The organism is Mangrovimonas sp. sgz306409, from assembly GCF_059735265.1.
Genome location: NZ_JCAPEU010000003.1, coordinates 349,995 through 368,968, shown reverse-complemented (window position 1 = coordinate 368,968; position 18,974 = coordinate 349,995). Strand labels below are relative to the sequence as shown.

The following is an 18,974-nucleotide window of genomic DNA, read 5'->3' as shown; positions in this document are numbered from 1 at the left end:
ATGATGTTTTGTAGCATCTATATATTAGATATTCTTATTACGCTTACGCTCTACTTCAGTCAATAAAATTTTACGGATACGTAAGTGGTTGGGAGTAACCTCTACATACTCATCCTTTTGGATGTATTCCAAGGCTTCTTCCAAAGAGAATTTAATAGCAGGTACAATTCTAGCTTTATCATCCGCTCCAGCCGAACGTACGTTACTTAATTTTTTCGTCTTGGTAATGTTAACTGTCATATCATCTTGACGGGAGTTTTCTCCAATTACCTGTCCTTCGTAAATATCTTCTCCTGGATCTACAAAGAATTTACCTCTATCCTGTAACTTATCAATTGAGTAAGGAATTGCTTGCCCTTTTTCCATAGATACCAACGATCCATTTTGACGCTCAGGAATTCCTCCTTTTAAAGGTTGGTATTCTTTAAAGCGGTGCGCCATAATAGCCTCACCTGCTGTAGCTGTCAACAATTGATTACGTAAACCAATAATTCCACGAGATGGCACCATAAATTCAATCACCATACGATCTCCCTTAGCTTCCATACTCAACATTTCTCCCTTACGCATGGTCACTAATTCAACTGCCTTACCAGAAACGTTTTCTGGCAAATCGATGGTCATCTCCTCTACTGGCTCACATTTCTCACCATCAATTTCCTTGATGATTACCTGTGGCTGTCCAATTTGAAGCTCATACCCTTCGCGACGCATGGTTTCAATCAACACAGATAAGTGAAGTACCCCACGACCAAACACCAAAAACTTATCGGCACTATCAGTTTCCTGAACACGTAAGGCCAAGTTTTTCTCCAACTCTTTTGTCAAACGTTCTTTAATGTGACGAGATGTTACAAACTTTCCGTCTTTTCCAAAGAAAGGAGAATCGTTAATAGTAAACAACATACTCATTGTTGGCTCATCAATGGCGATGGTTTTTAAAGCCTCTGGATTTTCAAAATCGGCAACAGTGTCTCCAATTTCAAAACCTTCTAATCCAACAATAGCACAGATATCTCCAGTTTGTACGTGATCTACTTTTACACGCCCAAGACCTTCAAAGACATGAAGTTCTTTAATTTTATTTTTAACCACAGTTCCATCACGCTTTACCAACGAAATGTTCTGTCCTGCTTTCAATTCACCGCGAGTCAAACGTCCAATAGCAATACGTCCCGTAAAGCTTGAGAAATCCAAGGACGTAATCAACATTTGAGTAGTTCCTTCATCAAATTTTGGTGCAGGAATATGTTCGATTACCATATCCAATAATGGTTCGATGTTTTCAGTCTGGTTTTTCCAGTCATCACTCATCCAGTTGTTTTTCGCCGAACCATAAACTGTTGGGAAATCCAACTGCCATTCTTCCGCCCCAAGTTCAAACATCAGGTCGAATACCTTCTCATGAACTTCTTCCGGAGTACAGTTTTCTTTATCTACTTTATTTACTACCACACAAGGTTTCAAACCAAGGTCAATAGCTTTTTGCAATACGAATCTTGTTTGCGGCATTGGCCCTTCAAAAGCATCTACCAACAACAACACACCATCGGCCATGTTAAGAACACGCTCTACTTCTCCACCAAAATCGGCGTGACCAGGAGTATCAATAATATTGATTTTAGTGTCTTTGTAAGTTACGGACACGTTTTTGGAAGTAATGGTGATTCCTCTTTCACGTTCCAAATCGTTATTATCCAAAATAAGATCTCCTGTGTTTTCGTTTTCGCGAAACAGTTGACAGTGGTACATGATCTTATCAACCAAGGTTGTTTTACCGTGGTCTACGTGAGCAATAATTGCTATGTTTTTAATATTAGCCATAATGACGCCTTATTTTAAGCGTGCAAAGGTACATTAAATTCCTTTGGAAAAAGGAATTATCATTAATTATTAGCATCCTATCATATAATTTTTCAACGTCTTCAACTTAGCTCCCAACCATCCAAGCAACCAATTGAATGTAAACATCTTAAAACTTCCATCATTCTATTAAAGATTTATTAATTTAGTTAATTCTATGTTAGAATAATCCAAAAACAGGGGTTCAATACGTATATTTATAAGAAGAATGACCTACCATAAATCACTTCACCTACTTAACATCAAGAAACAATTCACATTTTAGTCAAAAATGAACCTAATTCAAAAATATTCGAAATTCATCCCCTACCTATATTTTCTATCTGTGATTGCATTTTGGTTTACAGACGTTAATAGACATCTAGGCATTGAGGCCTACCCTATTTTAATCTTCGCCTTACCCTTTGTATGGCAGCTCATAAAGCCAAGTAAACAACTCAACTTTTCATTGGGAATTACCTTTGTATGCCTGTCCTCTTATATGATTTGGGCCTATCTCTCAGATGCACTCAATATCATTCAATTTTCAGGTTTCATAAAAAGATTTGTGCTTTATAGCGGACTCTTTGTTTTTGCCAATTTTATCATGTCTCTTTGGATGATACGAAACAGTATTAAAAAAAGCTTTTAAATATGTATCTTTGCGGCTTAATTTAGAAAAATCAAGCAGATGAAACTCAGCGATGTCCCTAAGATAAAACACACCAATTCAAACAATTTCTTCTTATTGGCTGGTCCATGTGCCATTGAAGGCGAAGACATGGCAATGCGTATTGCAGAAAAAGTGGTTGGCATTACCAACAAATTGGAAATTCCTTATGTGTTTAAAGGAAGTTTCAAAAAGGCCAACAGAAGTAGAATTGATAGTTTCACGGGTATTGGAGATGAAAAAGCGCTTAAGATTTTACAAAAAGTTTCCAAAGAATTTGACATCCCAACCGTAACCGACATTCACGAGATTTCAGATGCTACCAAAGCTGCCGAATATGTAGACGTGCTTCAAATTCCTGCTTTTTTGGTAAGACAAACTGATTTAGTAGTTGCTGCTGCTGAAACTGGCAAGGTGGTCAACCTTAAAAAAGGACAGTTCATGAGTCCTGAAGCCATGAAACATGCAGTGCAAAAAGTTATGGATTCTGGAAGTGACAAAGCTTGGATAACCGATCGAGGTACTATGTTTGGCTATCAAGACATGATTGTTGACTTTAGGGGCATCCCAACCATGAAGCAATACGCTCCTGTGGTGTTGGACGTAACGCATTCCCTGCAACAACCCAACCAAACGGCTGGTGTAACAGGTGGAAGACCAGATATGATTGAAACCATTGCCCGTGCTGGAGTTGTAAACAACGTTGACGGTTTATTTATTGAAACACACTTTGACCCCGCTAACGCAAAAAGTGATGGAGCCAATATGTTGCATTTGGACAACTTGGAAAACCTTCTTACAAACCTTGTCGCAATCAGAAAAACAATTAACTCTTTATAAGGTCCCGATTAATGAGAATACGCACAATTCCTTCATTATTGGGGGTACTTGTTGCTTTGTGCTCTACAGTAGCCCAAGCACAAACTGCAGATACCATTAAATACACAGCTTCCCAAAAAGGGAAGCTCTTTTTTAGTTGGGGAGGCAACAGGGAAGTCTATTCAAAATCAGACATTCATTTTAAAGGTGAAAACTACAATTTCACGATAAAGGATGCCACGGCCCACGACAAACCAAAAGGCTGGCATATCGATTACATCAACCCTACACGCATCACCATTCCGCAAACAAATGCCAAATTGGGCTATTTTGTTTCCGACCATTATTATGTTTCCATAGGTGTGGACCATATGAAATACGTTATGGAACGTGACAAAACCAGAACAGTTGATGGATATATCAATTTACCGGCTTCTGAGGAAGGCTCACAGTACAACGGGATTTATGATAATGAAGAATTTTTGGTGTCTGCCGACTTTTTAAAATTTGAACATACCAACGGATTGAATTATGTGTATGTTGAAGTTGGTAGATCTGATGATATTTCATCTATTTTTCATCTTCCAAATACCGATAAATTCCAAATCAACTTGATGGAAGGCATAGGCGGCGGTGTTCTATACCCTAAAACCAATACCACATTATTGAACAAAGACCGTTATGATGAATTTCATATATCGGGATATGGTTTTTCAGTAAACGCAGGTATCAACTTTACGTTCTTTAAATACTTTTTCATTCAAACAGACGTAAAAGGGGGCTATATTAATATGCCAGATATTAGAACTACAAGCAATGTGAAGGAAAGTGCCTCCCAGCACTTTTTCTTCTTGCAAAACATTATAGCTGTTGGTGGGATTTTCAGAGTTTAGGTTCCGAACCTCCCACTTCACATTTTATTGATTTACAAGAATTGTTATAATTTTGTAACTCTTAAGCCAAACAAAAGATCATGATTCAAATTAGAGAAGCTACCAAAGAAGACATTCCGTTTATTACAGCACTTTTTAGGGATACCATCCAGAATGTTAACAGTAAGGACTATTCTGAAAAACAGATAGAAGTTTGGGCTTCAGGTGCCAATGATATCGAAAAATGGGAAGAACGCATTGAGTCCCTTTATTTCATTGTTGCCGAACAGAATGACACCATCACAGGCTTTGCCTACCTTAAAAACGGTAATTATCTAGACGGCCTTTTTGTACACAAAGATTACCAGCGCCAAGGCATAGCCTCCAAACTTTTAAGAGTTATGGAATCTTATGCCATTGGAGAAGGCTTTGAAGAGATGCGCTCAGATGTTAGCAAAACAGCACTCCCCTTTTTCGAGAACCATTATTTTGATGTCATCAAAAAACAGAAGAAACCTTTTAAAGGCATCGTGTTCCAAAACTATTTGGTGAGTAAAGCTTTATAAGCTTTTGATCATTGATCTCTACTTAGGTCTATTACTATAATCTTTCATTTCTTAAACCTCTAGATTTTTTTTCAAAAAAACATAGTTCAAAATTGAAATAAATTTATTTACTTTGTTTTTCAAAGTACTTTTACATGGAATCAAAAGATTATCTAAAAGACATTACCGAAATTAAAAACCTAATGAACAAATCCTCGCGATTTATTTCATTAAGTGGCCTCTCTGGAATTCTCGCTGGTATTTACGCCCTAATTGGAGCCAGTGTTGCCTATTGGCTCGTTGCCAATTCCGATAGGGAATATCTAATATTGGATGGAATGATTTTCAAATTGGTGATGTTAGATTTGTTCCTGATTGCCTTTTTAAGTGCGGTTACAGGTGTGATCCTAACCACAAGAAAAGCTAAAAAAGCAGGTGAAAAAATATGGGATGGCGCTTCCAAAAGATTGGTCATAAATTTTTTGATTCCTCTGGTAGTAGGCGGTATCTACATCTTGATAATTTTGGGTCAACAAAAATATGGTCAAACTGGTGCTCTAATGCTTATTTTTTATGGACTGGCATTAATCAATGCTTCCAAATATAGTATAGGAGATATTCGCTATTTAGGTTTCGCCGAAATAATTTTAGGCTTAATTTGCGCCCTATATCCTGGTTATGGTTTTTGGTTGTGGGTCATTGGCTTTGGCCTTATGCACATCATTTACGGTACTTGGATGCATTTTAAATATGACAGAGCATAGGTTTTGAGCATTATCAACAACATAAATAAGGTCTTTGACCATAGAATTAGGCTGGGCATTATGTCCATTTTAATGGTCAACGAATACGCCGATTTCAATACCTTAAAAGAACTTCTCGGTGCTACGGACGGGAATCTTGCCAGCCATACCAAGGCTCTGGAAAAGGCAGAATACATAAAGGTGGAAAAGCAATTTATAGGAAGAAAACCTAACACACGCTATTCGGTGACAAAACTTGGCAGAGCCGAATTTCAAAAGCACATCGAAGCCCTTGAAAAATTGATCAATAAACAATAACATATTTTTTTATCAACTTACTTTGAATTTCAAAGTACTTTAAATACTCAACCATGGAACAACTACAAAAACTTCAACCGAACAAATTTGGCAATTGGCTAAAAACCTCCATTACAGCACGCATGCTCATGGTAGGCTTCTTGGTATTGATTTTATTGATTCCCCTTTCATTTATTGAAAGCCTCATTTTTGAACGCTCCATGCGGCAACAGGATGTAGTCAACGAAATCAATGACAAATGGGGAAACCACGTGATGATTTACGGCCCAATTTTAAAACTCCCCTATAAAACCTATTCGGAAACAAAAACTTTCAATGAACAAACAAAAACCTATTTTACCGAAACGACTTCAGAAATAAAATATGCCTATATCTTTCCTGAATCCCTAAAATCTGATGTAGATGTCGATTCTAAATCTTTGAACCGAAACAATTATGAATCGGCCGTCTACACTGCTAATATGGATTTCAACGGAAATTTTCCAATCCCCAACCTTAAAATAAAAGACATCAAGGATGAGGACATCTTGTGGAACAAAGCCACAATTCTTATTAAAACGTCCAACTTAAAGGGTATTAAAAATGAAATGTCTTTAAAATTGAACGACAGCATCTATTCTTTCGAAACCAACTTTAAATCCAATTCTAGAAATAGCACGGAACTGGATGAATTGGAGTCTGGATTTTTAAAAGAAACGGATGTCCCAAAATCTGCCAATACCAATTTCAGTTTCCACATGACCTTTAACGGAAGCCAGAACATTCAGCTCATTCCAATTGGAAAAACAACAAGCATGCATATGACCTCCAATTGGGCCAACCCCAGTTTTATTGGCAATTTTCTTCCCAACGACGAAACAAAAACAATTACAGACGAAGGTTTTGAAGCCGATTGGAAAATCCTGCATATCAACAGGGCCTTTTCACAACAATACCTTAATAACGTTCCAGATTTACAGGAATTTGCCTTTGGCACCAAGTTTATCGTCATGGTTGACGAATACCAAAAAAGTGAGCGCTCGGCCAAATATGGCTTCCTTGTCATCGGGCTAACCTTCCTCATTTTCTTCCTGATCCAAACCATGAGTAAAATTAATATACACCCATTTCAATATTTAATGATTGGTTTGGCACTCACCATGTTTTACACCTTGTTAGTGTCCATTTCGGAACACAGTAATTTCCTGAAGGCTTATTTGGTAGCAGGTATTTCGGTGGTAACTCTTATAACACTGTACTCCAAATCCATACTCAAAACCTTTAAGTTCCCAATTTTTATTGGATTGAGCCTTACTGCGCTTTACACCTTCATCTATGTCATCATTCAATTGGAAAACTATGCGCTTTTGGTTGGCAGTATTGGACTGTTTATCATTTTGGCAACCGTCATGTTTGTATCCAGAAAAATTGACTGGAATAACGGATAATCTTTTCCCCAAAAACAACTCCTGTTCCCTTCATCCCATTGAAGGGACGGGAGTTTTAAAACCTACCACATAATGAAAACATACAGAAAACAACTTATCCATTGGCTCTTTGAAATATCAAAGACTATCTACACACGAATTTTCAAACATCATGAACCATGGGGCATTACTACAAATCAACTCCTCCAACTCCCTGAAGCTTCCTTCGGCAGACACTTGGGCGAATTTTTAAACCAACACGGTTTTGAATTGATTCCAAAAGTGGAACGTCACGATTGCTACCATGTTTTGACAGGATACGGTATTACCGTAGAAGATGAAATAGCTTTACAATATTTAAGCTTTGGCAACGGCAAACAAAGCCCCTATATGTACGGCGCCATTTTGTTGGGCACCCTAATTCTGCCAGATTATTTAGGCTACTATTTAGATTCCTATACCATTGGCAAAAAAGCCAATACATTTCATAACTTAGATTTCAAAAAGCTACTGAATATAGACTTAACCATCTTACAGGGTGCATTTTTCCTTAGATCTCATTCACCAATAAAAAACATATGACACTAACATTCCATAAATCATACTTTTTCCTAACGCTGTTGCTATTTGCAGTTGAAACACTCATTGCTACCAACCTAGAAACTGGCTTCATCCGCCATACCTTTGGAGATTTTTTAGTTGTAATCCTCCTGTACTGTTTAGTTAGAAGTTTTACAAAGCTAGCCATCTTTCCAACAGCCATATTGGTATTAGCAGTTTCCTATATCATTGAAATATTGCAAGCCTTCCACTTGTTGAAATTGCTGAACTTGGAACACAGTGCACTCGCCAAATTAATCCTAGGCAATACTTTTAATTATACCGATCTCATGGCATATTCCTTAGGCATTATTACCGTAATAATTGTTGAATTTAAATTGCTTACCAATGAATAATATTAAATACTTGCTGTTTTCTCGATTCAAGATTATAGTGCTACCCATAGTGGCAGCCACTTTAAGCATAATCCTCCTAATGGTTCGGATGAAACTCACCTACTCCTTTTACTTTCTGTTTTTGGTCTGGAATCTATTTTTAGCCATAGTGCCTTTTGCGATTTCCACCTATATGAGAAGTCTGAGTCAACTCAACAAATTTGGCACACTTATAGGATTTGGCATTTGGTTACTCTTCGTCCCCAATGCCCCATATATCATCACGGATTTGTTCCACCTCAAAAATAGCAGTCATGATATTCTGTGGTTGGATGTATTGGTAGTAAGCTCTTTTGCGTTAACGGGAGTACTCCTGTTTTTCCTTTCCTTATTGGATATAGAATTGATTATGAAACGTTATTGGCAAAGCAAGACCATTTCCTTCTTAATGTTGCCACTTTTCTTTGTTATTAGTTTTGGAATGTACTTAGGTCGCTATTTACGCTTCAATTCTTGGGAAGTGCTACAACATCCTCTTACCATTTTCAATGATATTTGGAGTATTCTTGCACATCCCAATCAGCATCTCAGCGCATGGACCTTTACCATAAGCTTCGGGATCTTTTTAGGAATAGGTTATTGGCTTTTTAAAAGTATTAGAAATGCCAATTAGTCGGCTCTGTTTTTTTCTTGGATATTTCTAACAATAGAGGTGGCCAGTTTTCTAGGCATGATACGTGGAAGTGTTGCCAAAAACTTATTGAATCCACCAGGAATGGCCACAGATTTCCCTTTATTCATTGCTTTATAACCATAGGCAGCAACGTCTTTGGCTGTTGCCATATTAAAAGTGATTTTATTCTCCGAAGTTCCTTCTGAAACCACTTGTTGAAAAGACGTTTTCGTAGGGCCAGGACAAAGTGCCGTAACCGTTACTCCGGTTCCCTTGAGCTCATTAGCAATGGCCTCTGAAAAAGACAAAATGTACCCCTTGGTAGCGTAATATAATGACATTAAAGGCCCTGGTTGAAAACCTGCTAAAGAGGACAGGTTTAAAATCTTCCCTGATCCTCGAGCCACCATACCTTTTAGTATAAGTTTGGTTAAATGCGTGGTAGTAACCACATGAAGGTTCAACATTTTGGCTTCACGGTCCCAATCGGTTGTGGCAAAAGTACCGAACAATCCAAAACCGGCATTGTTTACCAGCACATCTATTGCAGTATCTCCAAGTTCAGCCACAATTTCTTCAGAGATATTGACTTGGCTCAAATCCTTCAGCATTACGCGGACATTGGCATTATACTTCTTTTCCAACGTTTCTTTTGCCTGCTTTAAATTATCTGCATTGATATCTACCAACACCAAATTATATGTATCCTTTGCAAACAGCAATGCCAATTCATATCCCAATCCTGAAGCTCCGCCTGTTATCAATACCGTTTTAGCCATTATATCTTTAATCTATTTTTAGCCAGTTATGCATGTTACTATTTTAACCTCCAAGATCAATTTAGATGAACACTTGTTCTCGATACATTTTTTCTCCATTACATTTCGAAAAAACACTCGAACTGACGTATTTTATACTTCTATTTTTACAAAGAATTATTTCCCATCCACATAGTCCTGCAAATAAGCAAACCTTTCGGTTAACTTACCATTCTCAGTCACCTTTGCTCGCTGCAAGATACCATCTTTATCGGCATTAAAAAACGCAGGCAACACATACTCCAAAAACAAACTTCCAAAACCTTCGCTGGCATCTTTAGGCAATTCGCAAGGCAAATTATCTACCGCCATGACAGCGATAGCTTTAGGGTCTTTATAATCGATTTCCATTTCGGTTTGTGGTTCGTAACCATAAATTGGCTCTGCAATGGTAGATGGCCTAATAGTAGTTGCCACTGGTCCATCGATATCGCAACTAATATCGGCCACTACTGAAATATTGAAATCCTTGGATTTGGCATCCTTCCGAGTAAACAAATAAGGCGCGCCATCTCCATAGAAATGTCCAGCAATAAAGAAATCGGTGACTTTGGCAAAGCGCATAAAGTTGGATTCATAGGCTTCTGGATGATTGAAAAAGTCCAAATTATCAATCACTTGTCCATCCTTGCGCTTGTTATAATCCAATACATCAATAACACAATACACAGGTTTATCAAAAGTTTGCTCTAAATAGGCCGCTACCTCAACCTGTTTAATGTTCATGGCATCCAACATTTCCTTGGCACCTCCTGCCACCTTACCACTTCCTGTAAGCAAAATTTTTATTGGCGGTAAGGCAATGGTATTAAGCTGTGCTATCAAAGCCTGTTGGTCTGCCAAGGTCTCGGCTTTAGGTAAATTCCAAGCATCATGTTTTAGGCCCCAAGCCCTAAATCCATTATAGGCCCCAACAATGCCTGCATAACGTCCAAAACCTATGAGTCGTGCGCCATTTTCCCTAACAATGGTTTCGTGGTCATAAAGCGTGATGTTCTTTTCCAAAATGGAACGCAGCAAATCCCTGTTGTAAGGTTGCTTTTTAATGGTATGTGAAAAGAAGAAATAGGATTTATTGGGTATCAGGTTGTCTACAGGTACTTCCTTTACTCCAATCAATACATCACAATCGCTAACATCGTCAACCACCTCAAATCCTTGACTGCGATATGCCTCATCTGGAAACACCCTAATATTGGAAGCTTCCACTTTAAAAGTGGCCTGAGGGAATAACTGACTCGCTGTTTTTAGGGTTTCGGGCGAAAAAACCACACGTCTATCCGGTGGTGATTTGCGCTCCTTGATGATGGCAAATTTCATAGCAATGAAGCATTTAAGGTAACTGACACATACCGCTTTGGTATAATGATTGCACGAAAATAAGTGGAATAGTATGGTTATACAAACTTTTTAATAACTTTGCATCCGCGTTAAGGATTGAGCAATTTGTATGAGCTCTTTTTGGGAGAAGCGCCCAAAAAAGCGAGTTGCGAAAGCCTGCCCCGTAAGGGGAACGCCCACTTCTCGACCAACTCTAGAAGTGACATGATTACCTTGGGGTCGACTGGTTTTGACAGCGAGATTAATTAAACGGTAAGCACGTCGTGTAATGACTTTGAAACACGTAAAAGGCTAGGTCAAACTTTTAAACGGCGAGAATAACTACGCTTTAGCTGCTTAATCTGAATTATAGTAAGATTTGCCTAGGTACACAAGGTGTACAAGCTAAATGTCTCCGGAAAGCCTTGATTGACGGCGTTCCATTTTGAGGCATCGTAAATGTCAATATAGAAGGTAGGGCGCTTTGACCTGCTTTTGAAATTAAAAAAGATAAGTTGTCGCTAGGCTGTCTTTAGCCAGGTTGCAATCGAAAACACAAAAAAAGACTAAGCGTGAAGAAAGCTCTTTAGTTACTTGTTTGGACGAGAGTTCGATTCTCTCCGACTCCACCAAAACATCCCAGACCCTCTGTTTTTACAGGGGGTTTGTTTTTTAATGGATAAATTTATGAAAATAAACAAACTTTTATGGCCTTTAGAAATTGTTATTTCCATTATTACCCTAGCCTTAGTAATCATTGCTCTTACAGATGTTTGGCCAAACAATCCGTTTATCAAATACAAATTTTTGATAGTCATTTTCTCCATTGCCTATAATAGATCCCTTATAAAAGCCTATAAAAACCGAAACTAGAGCCCGTGTTTGTTGCTCTAGCTGTTTAATGGTAGTATCTTTGCAAAAATTTTTACCAAACAAATATGAAAACAAAACTATTTACAGTAGTTGGCCTATTGTTGAGCGGTATGTCTTTTGCACAGTTGCAAATTTCTGCCAGTGGCGGGTATGCTATTGGAAGTGCTGAAATTAAGTTAGGCGAAAAAGTGAGCACTACTACTACCGAGAACTCTTATGGAAGCTACGGAGAAGGTGTGAATTTCCAATTAAGAGGGACCTATTTCTTTAACGAACACTTTGGAGCCGATTTAGGTTTTGGATACCTTCATGGAGCAGACCAAACCGTTTCTGAGGTTAATTTACCAAACCTAGAGTTGGACGCTATTGCCAGAGCCCGTGCTTATGGAGCTTCTTTGTCTATGGTTTATAGATTTAGCAATAATATTTACGGACGTTTTGGAGCCTTGATTAAAGTTGGCGGAAAAACTGAAGCTGTTGTGAATCAAAAATCAGTATTCTCAGCTGCAGAAGCTACCGCTTTAAACCTTCCGGAAGGGTCTTATTCAGACACCCATTATGTTGAAGATTTCCACGGAAAATTCCCATTGGGATTTGTGGGAGCTTTAGGGTATAAATTTGACGTAAGCCCTAACATTAGTTTGTTTGCGGAGGCGGAATATTACGGAATCAGCTTAAAGCGTAAAGACTCTGAACTTGTTGAATTCAACACCAACATTGTATTACCTGATGGTACTGTGGCCGTCGAAGGATTCTATACTTTGGACAACTTGCCGGCGGGATACTCTAAAAAAACTACCTATGTAGATGAGTTGCCAAACGACAATACTGATCCTTCTAGAAAACTAGCGCAAAAGGTGCCGTATTCATCCTTTGGAATCAACATTGGGATTACCTATACCTTTAAAACATCGTCTAAAAAACAATAAGTTGTTTTTTAAAAACTCTTTTCAAATTCTTACCCTCTGTATCTACAGGGGGTATTTTTTTGCTATAAAATGAGCAAGAAAATAAAATAGTAACAGGACGCATAAATTGTGTTGTAAATTCCATAATTATTATTGAAATTCACCTTACCATTTAACCTACTTACTATGGACGTAAAATTTGAACTGCTTCGTCTTGGCGGCAGAAGAAAAGATGCTGCCGATGAACTACTTATCCGTCAAAACCTCAATTTTCTAAGGGTTGGTATTCGCCATGTGCTGCAAAACTTAGAACCTGCCAATGACAATAATCGGTTGGACATGGTATTGGTAATTCCTGAAGAAGGTGTGGATGTGAAAATTGTTTTGGACAACCTTGCTTCACCACATATTGCAGAATTATTGAAAGCCCGCTACCCCAACAATATTTTTGAAGGCGATTATAAGCTTATTTAAACTAAAAAAGCAAGGCCGTAAATGACCTTGCTTCCTATTAGGTTTGACATTTGAATACAATTGCCGTTACCTAAAAGATTTATTTTTTAATAATCTTCTTAGTGATGGTTCCTTTATTAGTGTCTACTTTCAAGAAATAAACTCCTGTAGACAAGGCAGAAACATCTATGGTATTTTGGTTTGTAACCAACAAGGTGCTTCCTGCAACATTCATTATGTGTAAGCCCAATATCTCTACTGAATTACCACTCACTATATGGATTTCATTTTCGAATGGATTAGGGTATACAGAAACATTATCACTGAAAATTACATCCTCAACTCCCAAAGTACCATTACACTCTAGGCTGTAACTTGTTTGATCATCTTTATCTTCCCAGTTGGCTTCACTAAAGTCTACATCATCAACTTGTACACATTCCAAACTTGGATTTTCTTCAATATAGAATTCGGTAATAATTTCATTGTTCCCATTAGCTACATTTAAACTCTCCAAAGCATTTTCTGTAAGCTCTATTAGAAACAAAGCAGTATTCGCGCTTAAATCCAATTCTGTAAGAGCATTATCTGCCAAATCCAATATTTCTAAAGCCGTATTATTACTCAAATCCATAGAAGCGATACCACAACTAGCTGAAGCGAAAAGTGTAAGCGCAGTATTAGCACTTAAGTCTATTGTTGAAAACGTATTATCCTCGCTGTAAAGTTCAGTTAACGCTGTGTTGGCTGTTACATCTAAACTTGTTAGTGCATTGTCATTAACCTCTAGAACAGTTAATGCTGTATTATTGGACACATCAATACTTGTCAATAAATTTTCAGAAGCATGTAACTCTTCCAAAGCAGTAAAATCTTCAATTCCGGCTAAACTTGTAATACCAAGACCTTCAATATCCAATTCTGTAATGGTGCTAATACTGGCAGTAGCAACACTACCATCAATAACATTATCATAACCTAAATTAATAAGAGCTTGTTCAAAAACACTATCGGTAATGCTGGTTGTTTGCGCCAATCCCGAAAAAGAGATTAGTCCTAAGCTTAGTGCTGTTAACACTCTTAAATGTAATTTTTTTGTCATTTAAATTTCCTTTAAAAATTAATATTTGAACAAACATACCCCTTATTTTGAATGATTCCAATTTGTAGTCCTTTTCTTTTTAAATAAGAAAAATACTCCAAAAATATCCATTCTAAGAGTCAGCATACCAAAACACTTACAGTCAATAGGTTAATTTCAAAATCATCTTATTCAAGGTTCAATCAAAAAATTAAATTGAAGACTTCTAGCTTCTTAAGCAAAATCATAAATTCAAAAAACTGACAATTTGAGAACACAATTCATAAAGTCCTAAAACCGAATGTTCCCTTTACAAAATCCTTCTCTTTTCCTATTTTTGCAGCCTATGAACGATAACTTTACAAATGAGTTTTTTGGCATTGGAATCCAAAACGGAAAAACTCCAGAGAACCTAGGCATGCTATGGCGTTCGGCACAAAACATGGGGGCCAGTTTTATCTTTACCATTGGCAACCGCTATGCCAAACAGGCCTGTGACACCCACAATGCCGTAAAGGCCATGCCCTATTTTCATTATGATACTTTTGAGAATTTTTTCAATAATATGCCTAAAGGTGCTCGTTTGGTGGGTGTAGAACTTACTGAAGATGCCGTTCCTTTGGAAACCTTCCACCATCCTAGACGCTGTGTCTACCTTTTGGGGGCCGAAGACCACGGACTTTCCAAAAAGGCTATTGAAAAGGCTCATTTCTTAGTAAAGTTCAACTCACAATTAAGTGTGAATGTTTCCGTTGCGGGAAGCATCGTGATGTACGACAGAGGTATTGCCAAACCGAGATCCTAAGTCCACGAGTTCATTTTGATGTAGCGTCCTCTGTTACAATTCCATGTAAATTACTTATATTCACTAAGCCTAAGCGTTCAAAATCGTTAGTTCAACTTAGCCTTAGCCCAGTTCCAACCTAGTAATATTGTGGATTATGAAACAGATTACACCATACCTCAACCTTCTAAATTGGGCCTTTATCCTTTTATGTTTTATACAAAGCTGTAAACAATCTCAAACATCCGATAAAGAGCACCCAATAATTGAAGAAGGTGATTCTTTAATTAAAAAAGCTGGCTTTTCACAAGTTCAAACAAAGCAAGTCGATACAATACAAGCATTTGACGAACATCTATTTTGTTTCGCCGAAAAATCGAAAGCGGTCAACTATCCCAATGAATACAATTATGAATTCATACGTCTTGAAAAGGATGATGACGGAAAAGTTACTGGTCAATTCTATGTATCCTATTTTGGAAAAGATGAGGCCAAAGGACACCTAAAAGGTGTTTGGAACAAAGACAAGCAGGCATTTGATGTTACAGCGGAATATTTGGCTGAAGGTGAAACTTACAGAGAACAAAGAACCTATGTCATAAAAGAAGACCATATTTTATTAGGCTATCAAACTCCGGATGGCCAAGAAGCAAGCCTACCTAGAATCAATTGTGAAATATACAAGGGCTTGTTTAAAGAATACCAACAAGGTTTTATAAAGCACTTTTTAAATACAACCGATAGAAGCCGACTAAAAAAAGTGATGACTTCCCAAAACCTTGGCTATTCCGAAGAAGATTTGGAACAACTAAAATTCTTGGAAGCTATGGTGGATCTTAACCACGACCCAAGCGACTATGAATACCTGCTTTACGTAATGGACCCCATGCTTTGTGGGACAGGAGGCTGCAATTTGTTTATCCTGAACAAATCTGGGGAAGCGCTCTCTGAAATTTCCGTTACTAGACCACCAATATATGTTCCTATAACCTCTTTTGAAAATGACCAAAAGCAAAAAGGTGAATGGAAGGAACTTTATGTGTACAGTAAAGGCTACCGACGCTTGGTGCCTAAAAATGGCCAATACCCAACTAATGCCTCGATGGCACCTGAAATTTTGGAAGCGCAGTTATTAAATTTTCCTAATGCCTACCGATTGGTAATGGATTATTTGGATTAATCTATTCGATTCGTTCCATACGCCATTTCCAAGTAGCGTATTTACTTTTGGCCGTTCCTTCAATGACATTGGAAGAAATCATTTTTCCTGTATATGTTGAAAAGCCGTCATTAAATTTCAAAATAACCTCTTCACCATGCTGTTCCCAAGTATCATTATCTTTGGAAGTATCATTAGGATGGGTGGTTACCAACATGCCATTTTTCTCAAACCGCACTTGATAGGTCCAATCTGAATCACTATAAGTCCAAAGAGTTTCCTGAAGAGCAAGGTTCATTTCTTCTATACTTTTTGAGGTTTTACATCCCAAAAGCAATAAACAAGGTATTATCAAAACCAAGAGTTGTTTCATTTTGAAAATTCTTACTGAAGGACTACAATAAACAGAGGCTTAAAAAAGAAATATCTATTCTATCAAGGTTCCTCTTCTTTTTCTTCATCCTTTTTAATAGGAATGATGTTGTCAAAAAACGGCACTTCAATTCCAACCACAAAGCGCCATCTGGTATAGTCTAATTTTGAAGTTTCGTTGGTGGCTCCCAAAAATTCACCCAACAAGTTTAGAGAAGTCGTATATTCAGAAGAACCATTGGCATATGTACCTCCCAATATGATTCGACCCCATTTTAGGGAATAATCAAACCCAGCTGCCATATGTAAAAAATCGTCTCCCATATTGAGCAAACTAGCATGGGAACTGGATAAATCAAAGAAATTGGAACTTTCCTTTTCAGCAGAATAGTCTGTCGAGAAACTGACATAGGCATTTAAATTATGACGAACATAGATTTCTGCGCCAGCTCCAAAATTCACCACCGATTTTAAATCTTGATAGAAATCAGGAGATAATGTTTCCGTATCGCTAATTTCAAATTCCGGCACAGAAAAACGCGAGTAGGAATTTAAACCATTAAACCATTCCACATTCAAATGCAACATGCTTTTTCCTAAAGGAATCCCAGCCCCCACGGCCAAACCAAAAGGTTGCTTGCGTTTGGCATCCAAATCTTTAAATCCGGCTATAACCGATTGATCACTTCCTGTTCCAACTCCTGAGATCACCTTATTGTAACCGTATCGGCTATTACTGAGAAGTTCCCAATATGGCAAAGACATGGTCATCCCAAAATCTACACCCTTACCTCGATAGCTGGCACCAATTTTCCAAAATAAACCATAAGATTCCTGACTATAATTGATTTCCTCATTAAAATAGGCCACTTTGTCTTCTCCATATTTTACGGTATTACCCAAAGCGGTTCCCCCGGAATTTCTATAAATCGAGAAAAAACCACTAACCCCAACACTCAAACGATCATTTAGCGATTTGGCCCAAGTAATCCCGACCCACTCATCTTTTACAGCGTTTTTGAGTTTTATCCGTGTAGAATACATCTCATTCCCTTCAACGATATCTACAATATCTGCTTCCTTAAATGGGGTATCGTAATTAAGATCTATGCTGTTTCGGAATTTAGAAAATGAAGAATAGGCAAATTGTTCGCCCTTAAACTTAAAAGTTCCCGCTACCATGGATGGAATTCCGTCGAAATTTTTGCTACGGATGGCCGCATCTTCTGGCCCCACATTGTTATTGAGCCGAATCCTGCTGTAGTCGTATGCCTTGGCGTTAATTGTAAAGGTAGTGTTTTTGGCCAATGCCAAACGCGAAGGATTGTAATAGGTAAGCCCCAAATCGTTTACACTTCCCGTTACATTACCCAAGAGCAACACTGAACGGTTTCCGTAATTTTCAAACTTGTAGTTGGTTTCTTGAGCGAGCAATTGCAAGGAACACCCTAAGACCATAAAAACGCATAGTGGTAACTTTAGCTTCATTAACTGCAAAGGACTTAAATTCAACAATCTATTATAAAAATACTACTTTTCTTGCTGAAACTTGCACTTCAGAAGCTGAAATACAGCTACTTAAAAATCCACAGTCAACTTATCCTCCCTTAACTTTATTCCAAAATTGTCTTTACAAAGTCTTTTATAGTTCCTTCCCCATTTTCCCGTAAGTGTTTGATAAAAGCACTCCCTATAATTGCTCCCTTGGCATAAGCTGTTGCCTGTGAAAAGGTTTGTTTGTTGGAAATTCCAAAACCTACTATTTGAGCATTGTGCAATTGCATTTTGGCAATTCGCTTAAAATAATTGGTTTGTTCCTCTCCAAATCCCTCTTGGCTCCCCGTAACACTGCTACTGCTCACCATATAAATAAACCCATTAGAAATAGAATCGATAAATTTTATACGTTCCTCAGAAGTTTGAGGCGTGATCAAAAACACATTCAGCAAGCCATGGGCTTCAAACATTTTTTGATGGTCTGCTACATAAACATCTACAGGTAAATCAGGAATGATTAGTCCATCAATTCCAACCTCCTGACATTTTTTACAAAAGTCTTTGACTCCATATTGTAGGATTGGATTAAAATAGCCCATCAGCAATAATGGAATTGAAACTGTCTCCCGAATGTTTTTAAGCTGCTGAAACAAGACCTCTGTGGTCATGCCATTTTTTAAAGCTCGAGTAGAACTAGCCTGAATGGTCGGGCCATCCGCTAAAGGATCACTAAATGGTAAGCCAATTTCAATCATATCCACTCCGCTTTGCTCCAATTCATTTATAATGGATGCTGTATCCTCTAGGTTAGGAAATCCTGCCGTAAAATAAATGGACAGTAACTTATTATCTTCTTTGAGCTTTGTTTGAATGCGGTTCATCATAT

At 37.8% G+C, this 18,974-nt stretch carries 22 protein-coding genes and 1 other RNA gene; 16 read left to right on the top strand and 7 right to left on the bottom strand.

Annotated elements, in window-relative coordinates:
• Nucleotides 1-24: 24 nt before the first annotated feature.
• Nucleotides 25-1,824, bottom strand: coding sequence for a translational GTPase TypA (gene typA / locus AC6I5C_RS07355; protein ID WP_053975784.1), 1,800 nt, complete (start codon nt 1,822-1,824; stop codon nt 25-27).
• Between the two features lie 310 nt (nt 1,825-2,134).
• Between typA and AC6I5C_RS07350 the strand changes: the two genes are divergently transcribed.
• The 10 genes from AC6I5C_RS07350 to AC6I5C_RS07305 all read left to right on the top strand — a co-directional run bounded on the left by AC6I5C_RS07350 (nt 2,135) and on the right by AC6I5C_RS07305 (nt 8,823).
• Nucleotides 2,135-2,494 carry a hypothetical protein gene (locus tag AC6I5C_RS07350; protein WP_053975785.1) on the top strand — a complete coding sequence of 120 codons (360 nt, stop codon included), beginning with the start codon at nt 2,135-2,137 and terminating at the stop codon, nt 2,492-2,494.
• A gap of 39 nt (nt 2,495-2,533) precedes the next feature.
• Nucleotides 2,534-3,352: a 3-deoxy-8-phosphooctulonate synthase gene (gene kdsA, locus AC6I5C_RS07345; RefSeq protein ID WP_497904602.1), complete on the top strand. Its 819-nt coding sequence runs from the start codon at nt 2,534-2,536 to the stop codon at nt 3,350-3,352.
• Between the two features lie 11 nt (nt 3,353-3,363).
• Nucleotides 3,364-4,224: a hypothetical protein gene (locus AC6I5C_RS07340; protein WP_497904601.1), complete on the top strand. Its 861-nt coding sequence runs from the start codon at nt 3,364-3,366 to the stop codon at nt 4,222-4,224.
• Between the two features lie 80 nt (nt 4,225-4,304).
• A complete protein-coding gene (locus AC6I5C_RS07335; protein WP_053975788.1) occupies nt 4,305-4,769 on the top strand; it encodes a GNAT family N-acetyltransferase in 465 nt (154 codons plus the stop codon).
• Nucleotides 4,770-4,903: 134 nt separating this feature from the next.
• Nucleotides 4,904-5,512, top strand: a complete 609-nt coding sequence (locus tag AC6I5C_RS07330; protein WP_076664121.1) for a hypothetical protein — start codon at nt 4,904-4,906, stop codon at nt 5,510-5,512.
• A 3-nt stretch (nt 5,513-5,515) separates the two neighbouring features.
• On the top strand, nt 5,516-5,809 hold the full coding sequence (locus AC6I5C_RS07325) for a winged helix-turn-helix domain-containing protein (protein WP_076664120.1): 294 nt from the start codon (nt 5,516-5,518) through the stop codon (nt 5,807-5,809).
• Nucleotides 5,810-5,862: 53 nt separating this feature from the next.
• Entirely contained in the window at nt 5,863-7,236 is a 1,374-nt protein-coding gene (gene creD / locus AC6I5C_RS07320) for a cell envelope integrity protein CreD (protein WP_497904600.1), read from the top strand.
• A 72-nt stretch (nt 7,237-7,308) separates the two neighbouring features.
• Nucleotides 7,309-7,797, top strand: coding sequence for a Coq4 family protein (locus AC6I5C_RS07315; RefSeq protein ID WP_497904599.1), 489 nt, complete (start codon nt 7,309-7,311; stop codon nt 7,795-7,797).
• Nucleotides 7,794-8,171 carry a ribosomal maturation YjgA family protein gene (locus AC6I5C_RS07310; protein ID WP_497904598.1) on the top strand — a complete coding sequence of 126 codons (378 nt, stop codon included), beginning with the start codon at nt 7,794-7,796 and terminating at the stop codon, nt 8,169-8,171. Before AC6I5C_RS07315 ends, AC6I5C_RS07310 begins: the two co-directional genes overlap by 4 nt.
• Complete coding sequence (locus AC6I5C_RS07305; RefSeq protein WP_497904597.1) at nt 8,164-8,823, top strand: DUF1361 domain-containing protein; 660 nt, start codon at nt 8,164-8,166, stop codon at nt 8,821-8,823. The genes AC6I5C_RS07310 and AC6I5C_RS07305 overlap by 8 nt, the downstream gene beginning before the upstream one ends.
• On the opposite strand, the gene AC6I5C_RS07300 is transcribed toward AC6I5C_RS07305, so the two are convergent.
• Nucleotides 8,820-9,602, bottom strand: a complete 783-nt coding sequence (locus tag AC6I5C_RS07300; RefSeq protein WP_307900006.1) for an SDR family NAD(P)-dependent oxidoreductase — start codon at nt 9,600-9,602, stop codon at nt 8,820-8,822. The two genes, AC6I5C_RS07305 and AC6I5C_RS07300, sit on opposite strands and share 4 nt — an antisense overlap.
• Before the next feature lie 156 nt (nt 9,603-9,758).
• Nucleotides 9,759-10,961 (bottom strand): NAD(P)-dependent oxidoreductase, encoded by a 1,203-nt coding sequence (locus tag AC6I5C_RS07295; RefSeq protein WP_497904596.1) that lies wholly within the window; start codon nt 10,959-10,961, stop codon nt 9,759-9,761.
• 236 nt (nt 10,962-11,197) lie between these two features.
• Here AC6I5C_RS07295 and ssrA point away from each other — a divergent pair.
• The 4 genes from ssrA to AC6I5C_RS07275 all read left to right on the top strand — a co-directional run bounded on the left by ssrA (nt 11,198) and on the right by AC6I5C_RS07275 (nt 13,216).
• Nucleotides 11,198-11,593: a transfer-messenger RNA gene (ssrA, locus tag AC6I5C_RS07290) on the top strand.
• Nucleotides 11,594-11,648: 55 nt separating this feature from the next.
• Nucleotides 11,649-11,834 carry a hypothetical protein gene (locus AC6I5C_RS07285; RefSeq protein WP_497904595.1) on the top strand — a complete coding sequence of 62 codons (186 nt, stop codon included), beginning with the start codon at nt 11,649-11,651 and terminating at the stop codon, nt 11,832-11,834.
• A 65-nt stretch (nt 11,835-11,899) separates the two neighbouring features.
• Nucleotides 11,900-12,763 carry an outer membrane beta-barrel protein gene (locus AC6I5C_RS07280; RefSeq protein WP_497904594.1) on the top strand — a complete coding sequence of 288 codons (864 nt, stop codon included), beginning with the start codon at nt 11,900-11,902 and terminating at the stop codon, nt 12,761-12,763.
• A 165-nt stretch (nt 12,764-12,928) separates the two neighbouring features.
• Nucleotides 12,929-13,216 (top strand): hypothetical protein, encoded by a 288-nt coding sequence (locus tag AC6I5C_RS07275; protein ID WP_497904593.1) that lies wholly within the window; start codon nt 12,929-12,931, stop codon nt 13,214-13,216.
• 79 nt (nt 13,217-13,295) lie between these two features.
• On the opposite strand, the gene AC6I5C_RS07270 is transcribed toward AC6I5C_RS07275, so the two are convergent.
• Nucleotides 13,296-14,297 carry a T9SS type A sorting domain-containing protein gene (locus AC6I5C_RS07270; protein ID WP_497904592.1) on the bottom strand — a complete coding sequence of 334 codons (1,002 nt, stop codon included), beginning with the start codon at nt 14,295-14,297 and terminating at the stop codon, nt 13,296-13,298.
• Nucleotides 14,298-14,622: 325 nt separating this feature from the next.
• On the opposite strand from AC6I5C_RS07270, the gene AC6I5C_RS07265 reads away from it, so the two are divergent.
• Both AC6I5C_RS07265 and AC6I5C_RS07260 read left to right on the top strand, forming a co-directional pair.
• The gene (locus tag AC6I5C_RS07265) at nt 14,623-15,081 is read left to right on the top strand and encodes an RNA methyltransferase (RefSeq protein WP_497904591.1); all 459 of its coding nucleotides are present in this window, start codon (nt 14,623-14,625) and stop codon (nt 15,079-15,081) included.
• Nucleotides 15,082-15,217: 136 nt separating this feature from the next.
• On the top strand, nt 15,218-16,240 hold the full coding sequence (locus tag AC6I5C_RS07260) for a hypothetical protein (protein WP_497904590.1): 1,023 nt from the start codon (nt 15,218-15,220) through the stop codon (nt 16,238-16,240).
• Between the two features lies 1 nt (nt 16,241).
• Here the strand turns inward: AC6I5C_RS07260 and AC6I5C_RS07255 are convergent, their stop codons facing one another.
• From AC6I5C_RS07255 to trpA, 3 genes are all read right to left on the bottom strand, one after another.
• Entirely contained in the window at nt 16,242-16,592 is a 351-nt protein-coding gene (locus AC6I5C_RS07255; protein WP_497904589.1) for a hypothetical protein, read from the bottom strand.
• Nucleotides 16,593-16,654: 62 nt separating this feature from the next.
• A complete protein-coding gene (locus AC6I5C_RS07250; protein WP_497904588.1) occupies nt 16,655-18,079 on the bottom strand; it encodes a hypothetical protein in 1,425 nt (474 codons plus the stop codon).
• Nucleotides 18,080-18,204: 125 nt separating this feature from the next.
• A complete protein-coding gene (trpA, locus tag AC6I5C_RS07245; protein ID WP_497904680.1) occupies nt 18,205-18,969 on the bottom strand; it encodes a tryptophan synthase subunit alpha in 765 nt (254 codons plus the stop codon).
• Nucleotides 18,970-18,974 lie beyond the last annotated feature (5 nt).

Coding starts and splice junctions, on each gene's coding strand:
- trpA (WP_497904680.1), bottom strand. CDS start 18,969: ATGAACCGCATTCAAACAAAGCTCAAAGAAGATAATAAGTTACTGTCC.
- AC6I5C_RS07305 (WP_497904597.1), top strand. CDS start 8,164: ATGAATAATATTAAATACTTGCTGTTTTCTCGATTCAAGATTATAGTG.
- AC6I5C_RS07330 (WP_076664121.1), top strand. CDS start 4,904: ATGGAATCAAAAGATTATCTAAAAGACATTACCGAAATTAAAAACCTA.
- AC6I5C_RS07265 (WP_497904591.1), top strand. CDS start 14,623: ATGAACGATAACTTTACAAATGAGTTTTTTGGCATTGGAATCCAAAAC.
- AC6I5C_RS07335 (WP_053975788.1), top strand. CDS start 4,305: ATGATTCAAATTAGAGAAGCTACCAAAGAAGACATTCCGTTTATTACA.
- AC6I5C_RS07250 (WP_497904588.1), bottom strand. CDS start 18,079: ATGAAGCTAAAGTTACCACTATGCGTTTTTATGGTCTTAGGGTGTTCC.
- AC6I5C_RS07315 (WP_497904599.1), top strand. CDS start 7,309: ATGAAAACATACAGAAAACAACTTATCCATTGGCTCTTTGAAATATCA.
- creD (WP_497904600.1), top strand. CDS start 5,863: ATGGAACAACTACAAAAACTTCAACCGAACAAATTTGGCAATTGGCTA.
- AC6I5C_RS07310 (WP_497904598.1), top strand. CDS start 7,794: ATGACACTAACATTCCATAAATCATACTTTTTCCTAACGCTGTTGCTA.
- AC6I5C_RS07255 (WP_497904589.1), bottom strand. CDS start 16,592: ATGAAACAACTCTTGGTTTTGATAATACCTTGTTTATTGCTTTTGGGA.
- AC6I5C_RS07300 (WP_307900006.1), bottom strand. CDS start 9,602: ATGGCTAAAACGGTATTGATAACAGGCGGAGCTTCAGGATTGGGATAT.
- AC6I5C_RS07275 (WP_497904593.1), top strand. CDS start 12,929: ATGGACGTAAAATTTGAACTGCTTCGTCTTGGCGGCAGAAGAAAAGAT.
- AC6I5C_RS07295 (WP_497904596.1), bottom strand. CDS start 10,961: ATGAAATTTGCCATCATCAAGGAGCGCAAATCACCACCGGATAGACGT.
- AC6I5C_RS07340 (WP_497904601.1), top strand. CDS start 3,364: ATGAGAATACGCACAATTCCTTCATTATTGGGGGTACTTGTTGCTTTG.
- AC6I5C_RS07270 (WP_497904592.1), bottom strand. CDS start 14,297: ATGACAAAAAAATTACATTTAAGAGTGTTAACAGCACTAAGCTTAGGA.
- AC6I5C_RS07285 (WP_497904595.1), top strand. CDS start 11,649: ATGAAAATAAACAAACTTTTATGGCCTTTAGAAATTGTTATTTCCATT.
- kdsA (WP_497904602.1), top strand. CDS start 2,534: ATGAAACTCAGCGATGTCCCTAAGATAAAACACACCAATTCAAACAAT.
- AC6I5C_RS07280 (WP_497904594.1), top strand. CDS start 11,900: ATGAAAACAAAACTATTTACAGTAGTTGGCCTATTGTTGAGCGGTATG.
- AC6I5C_RS07260 (WP_497904590.1), top strand. CDS start 15,218: ATGAAACAGATTACACCATACCTCAACCTTCTAAATTGGGCCTTTATC.
- AC6I5C_RS07350 (WP_053975785.1), top strand. CDS start 2,135: ATGAACCTAATTCAAAAATATTCGAAATTCATCCCCTACCTATATTTT.
- typA (WP_053975784.1), bottom strand. CDS start 1,824: ATGGCTAATATTAAAAACATAGCAATTATTGCTCACGTAGACCACGGT.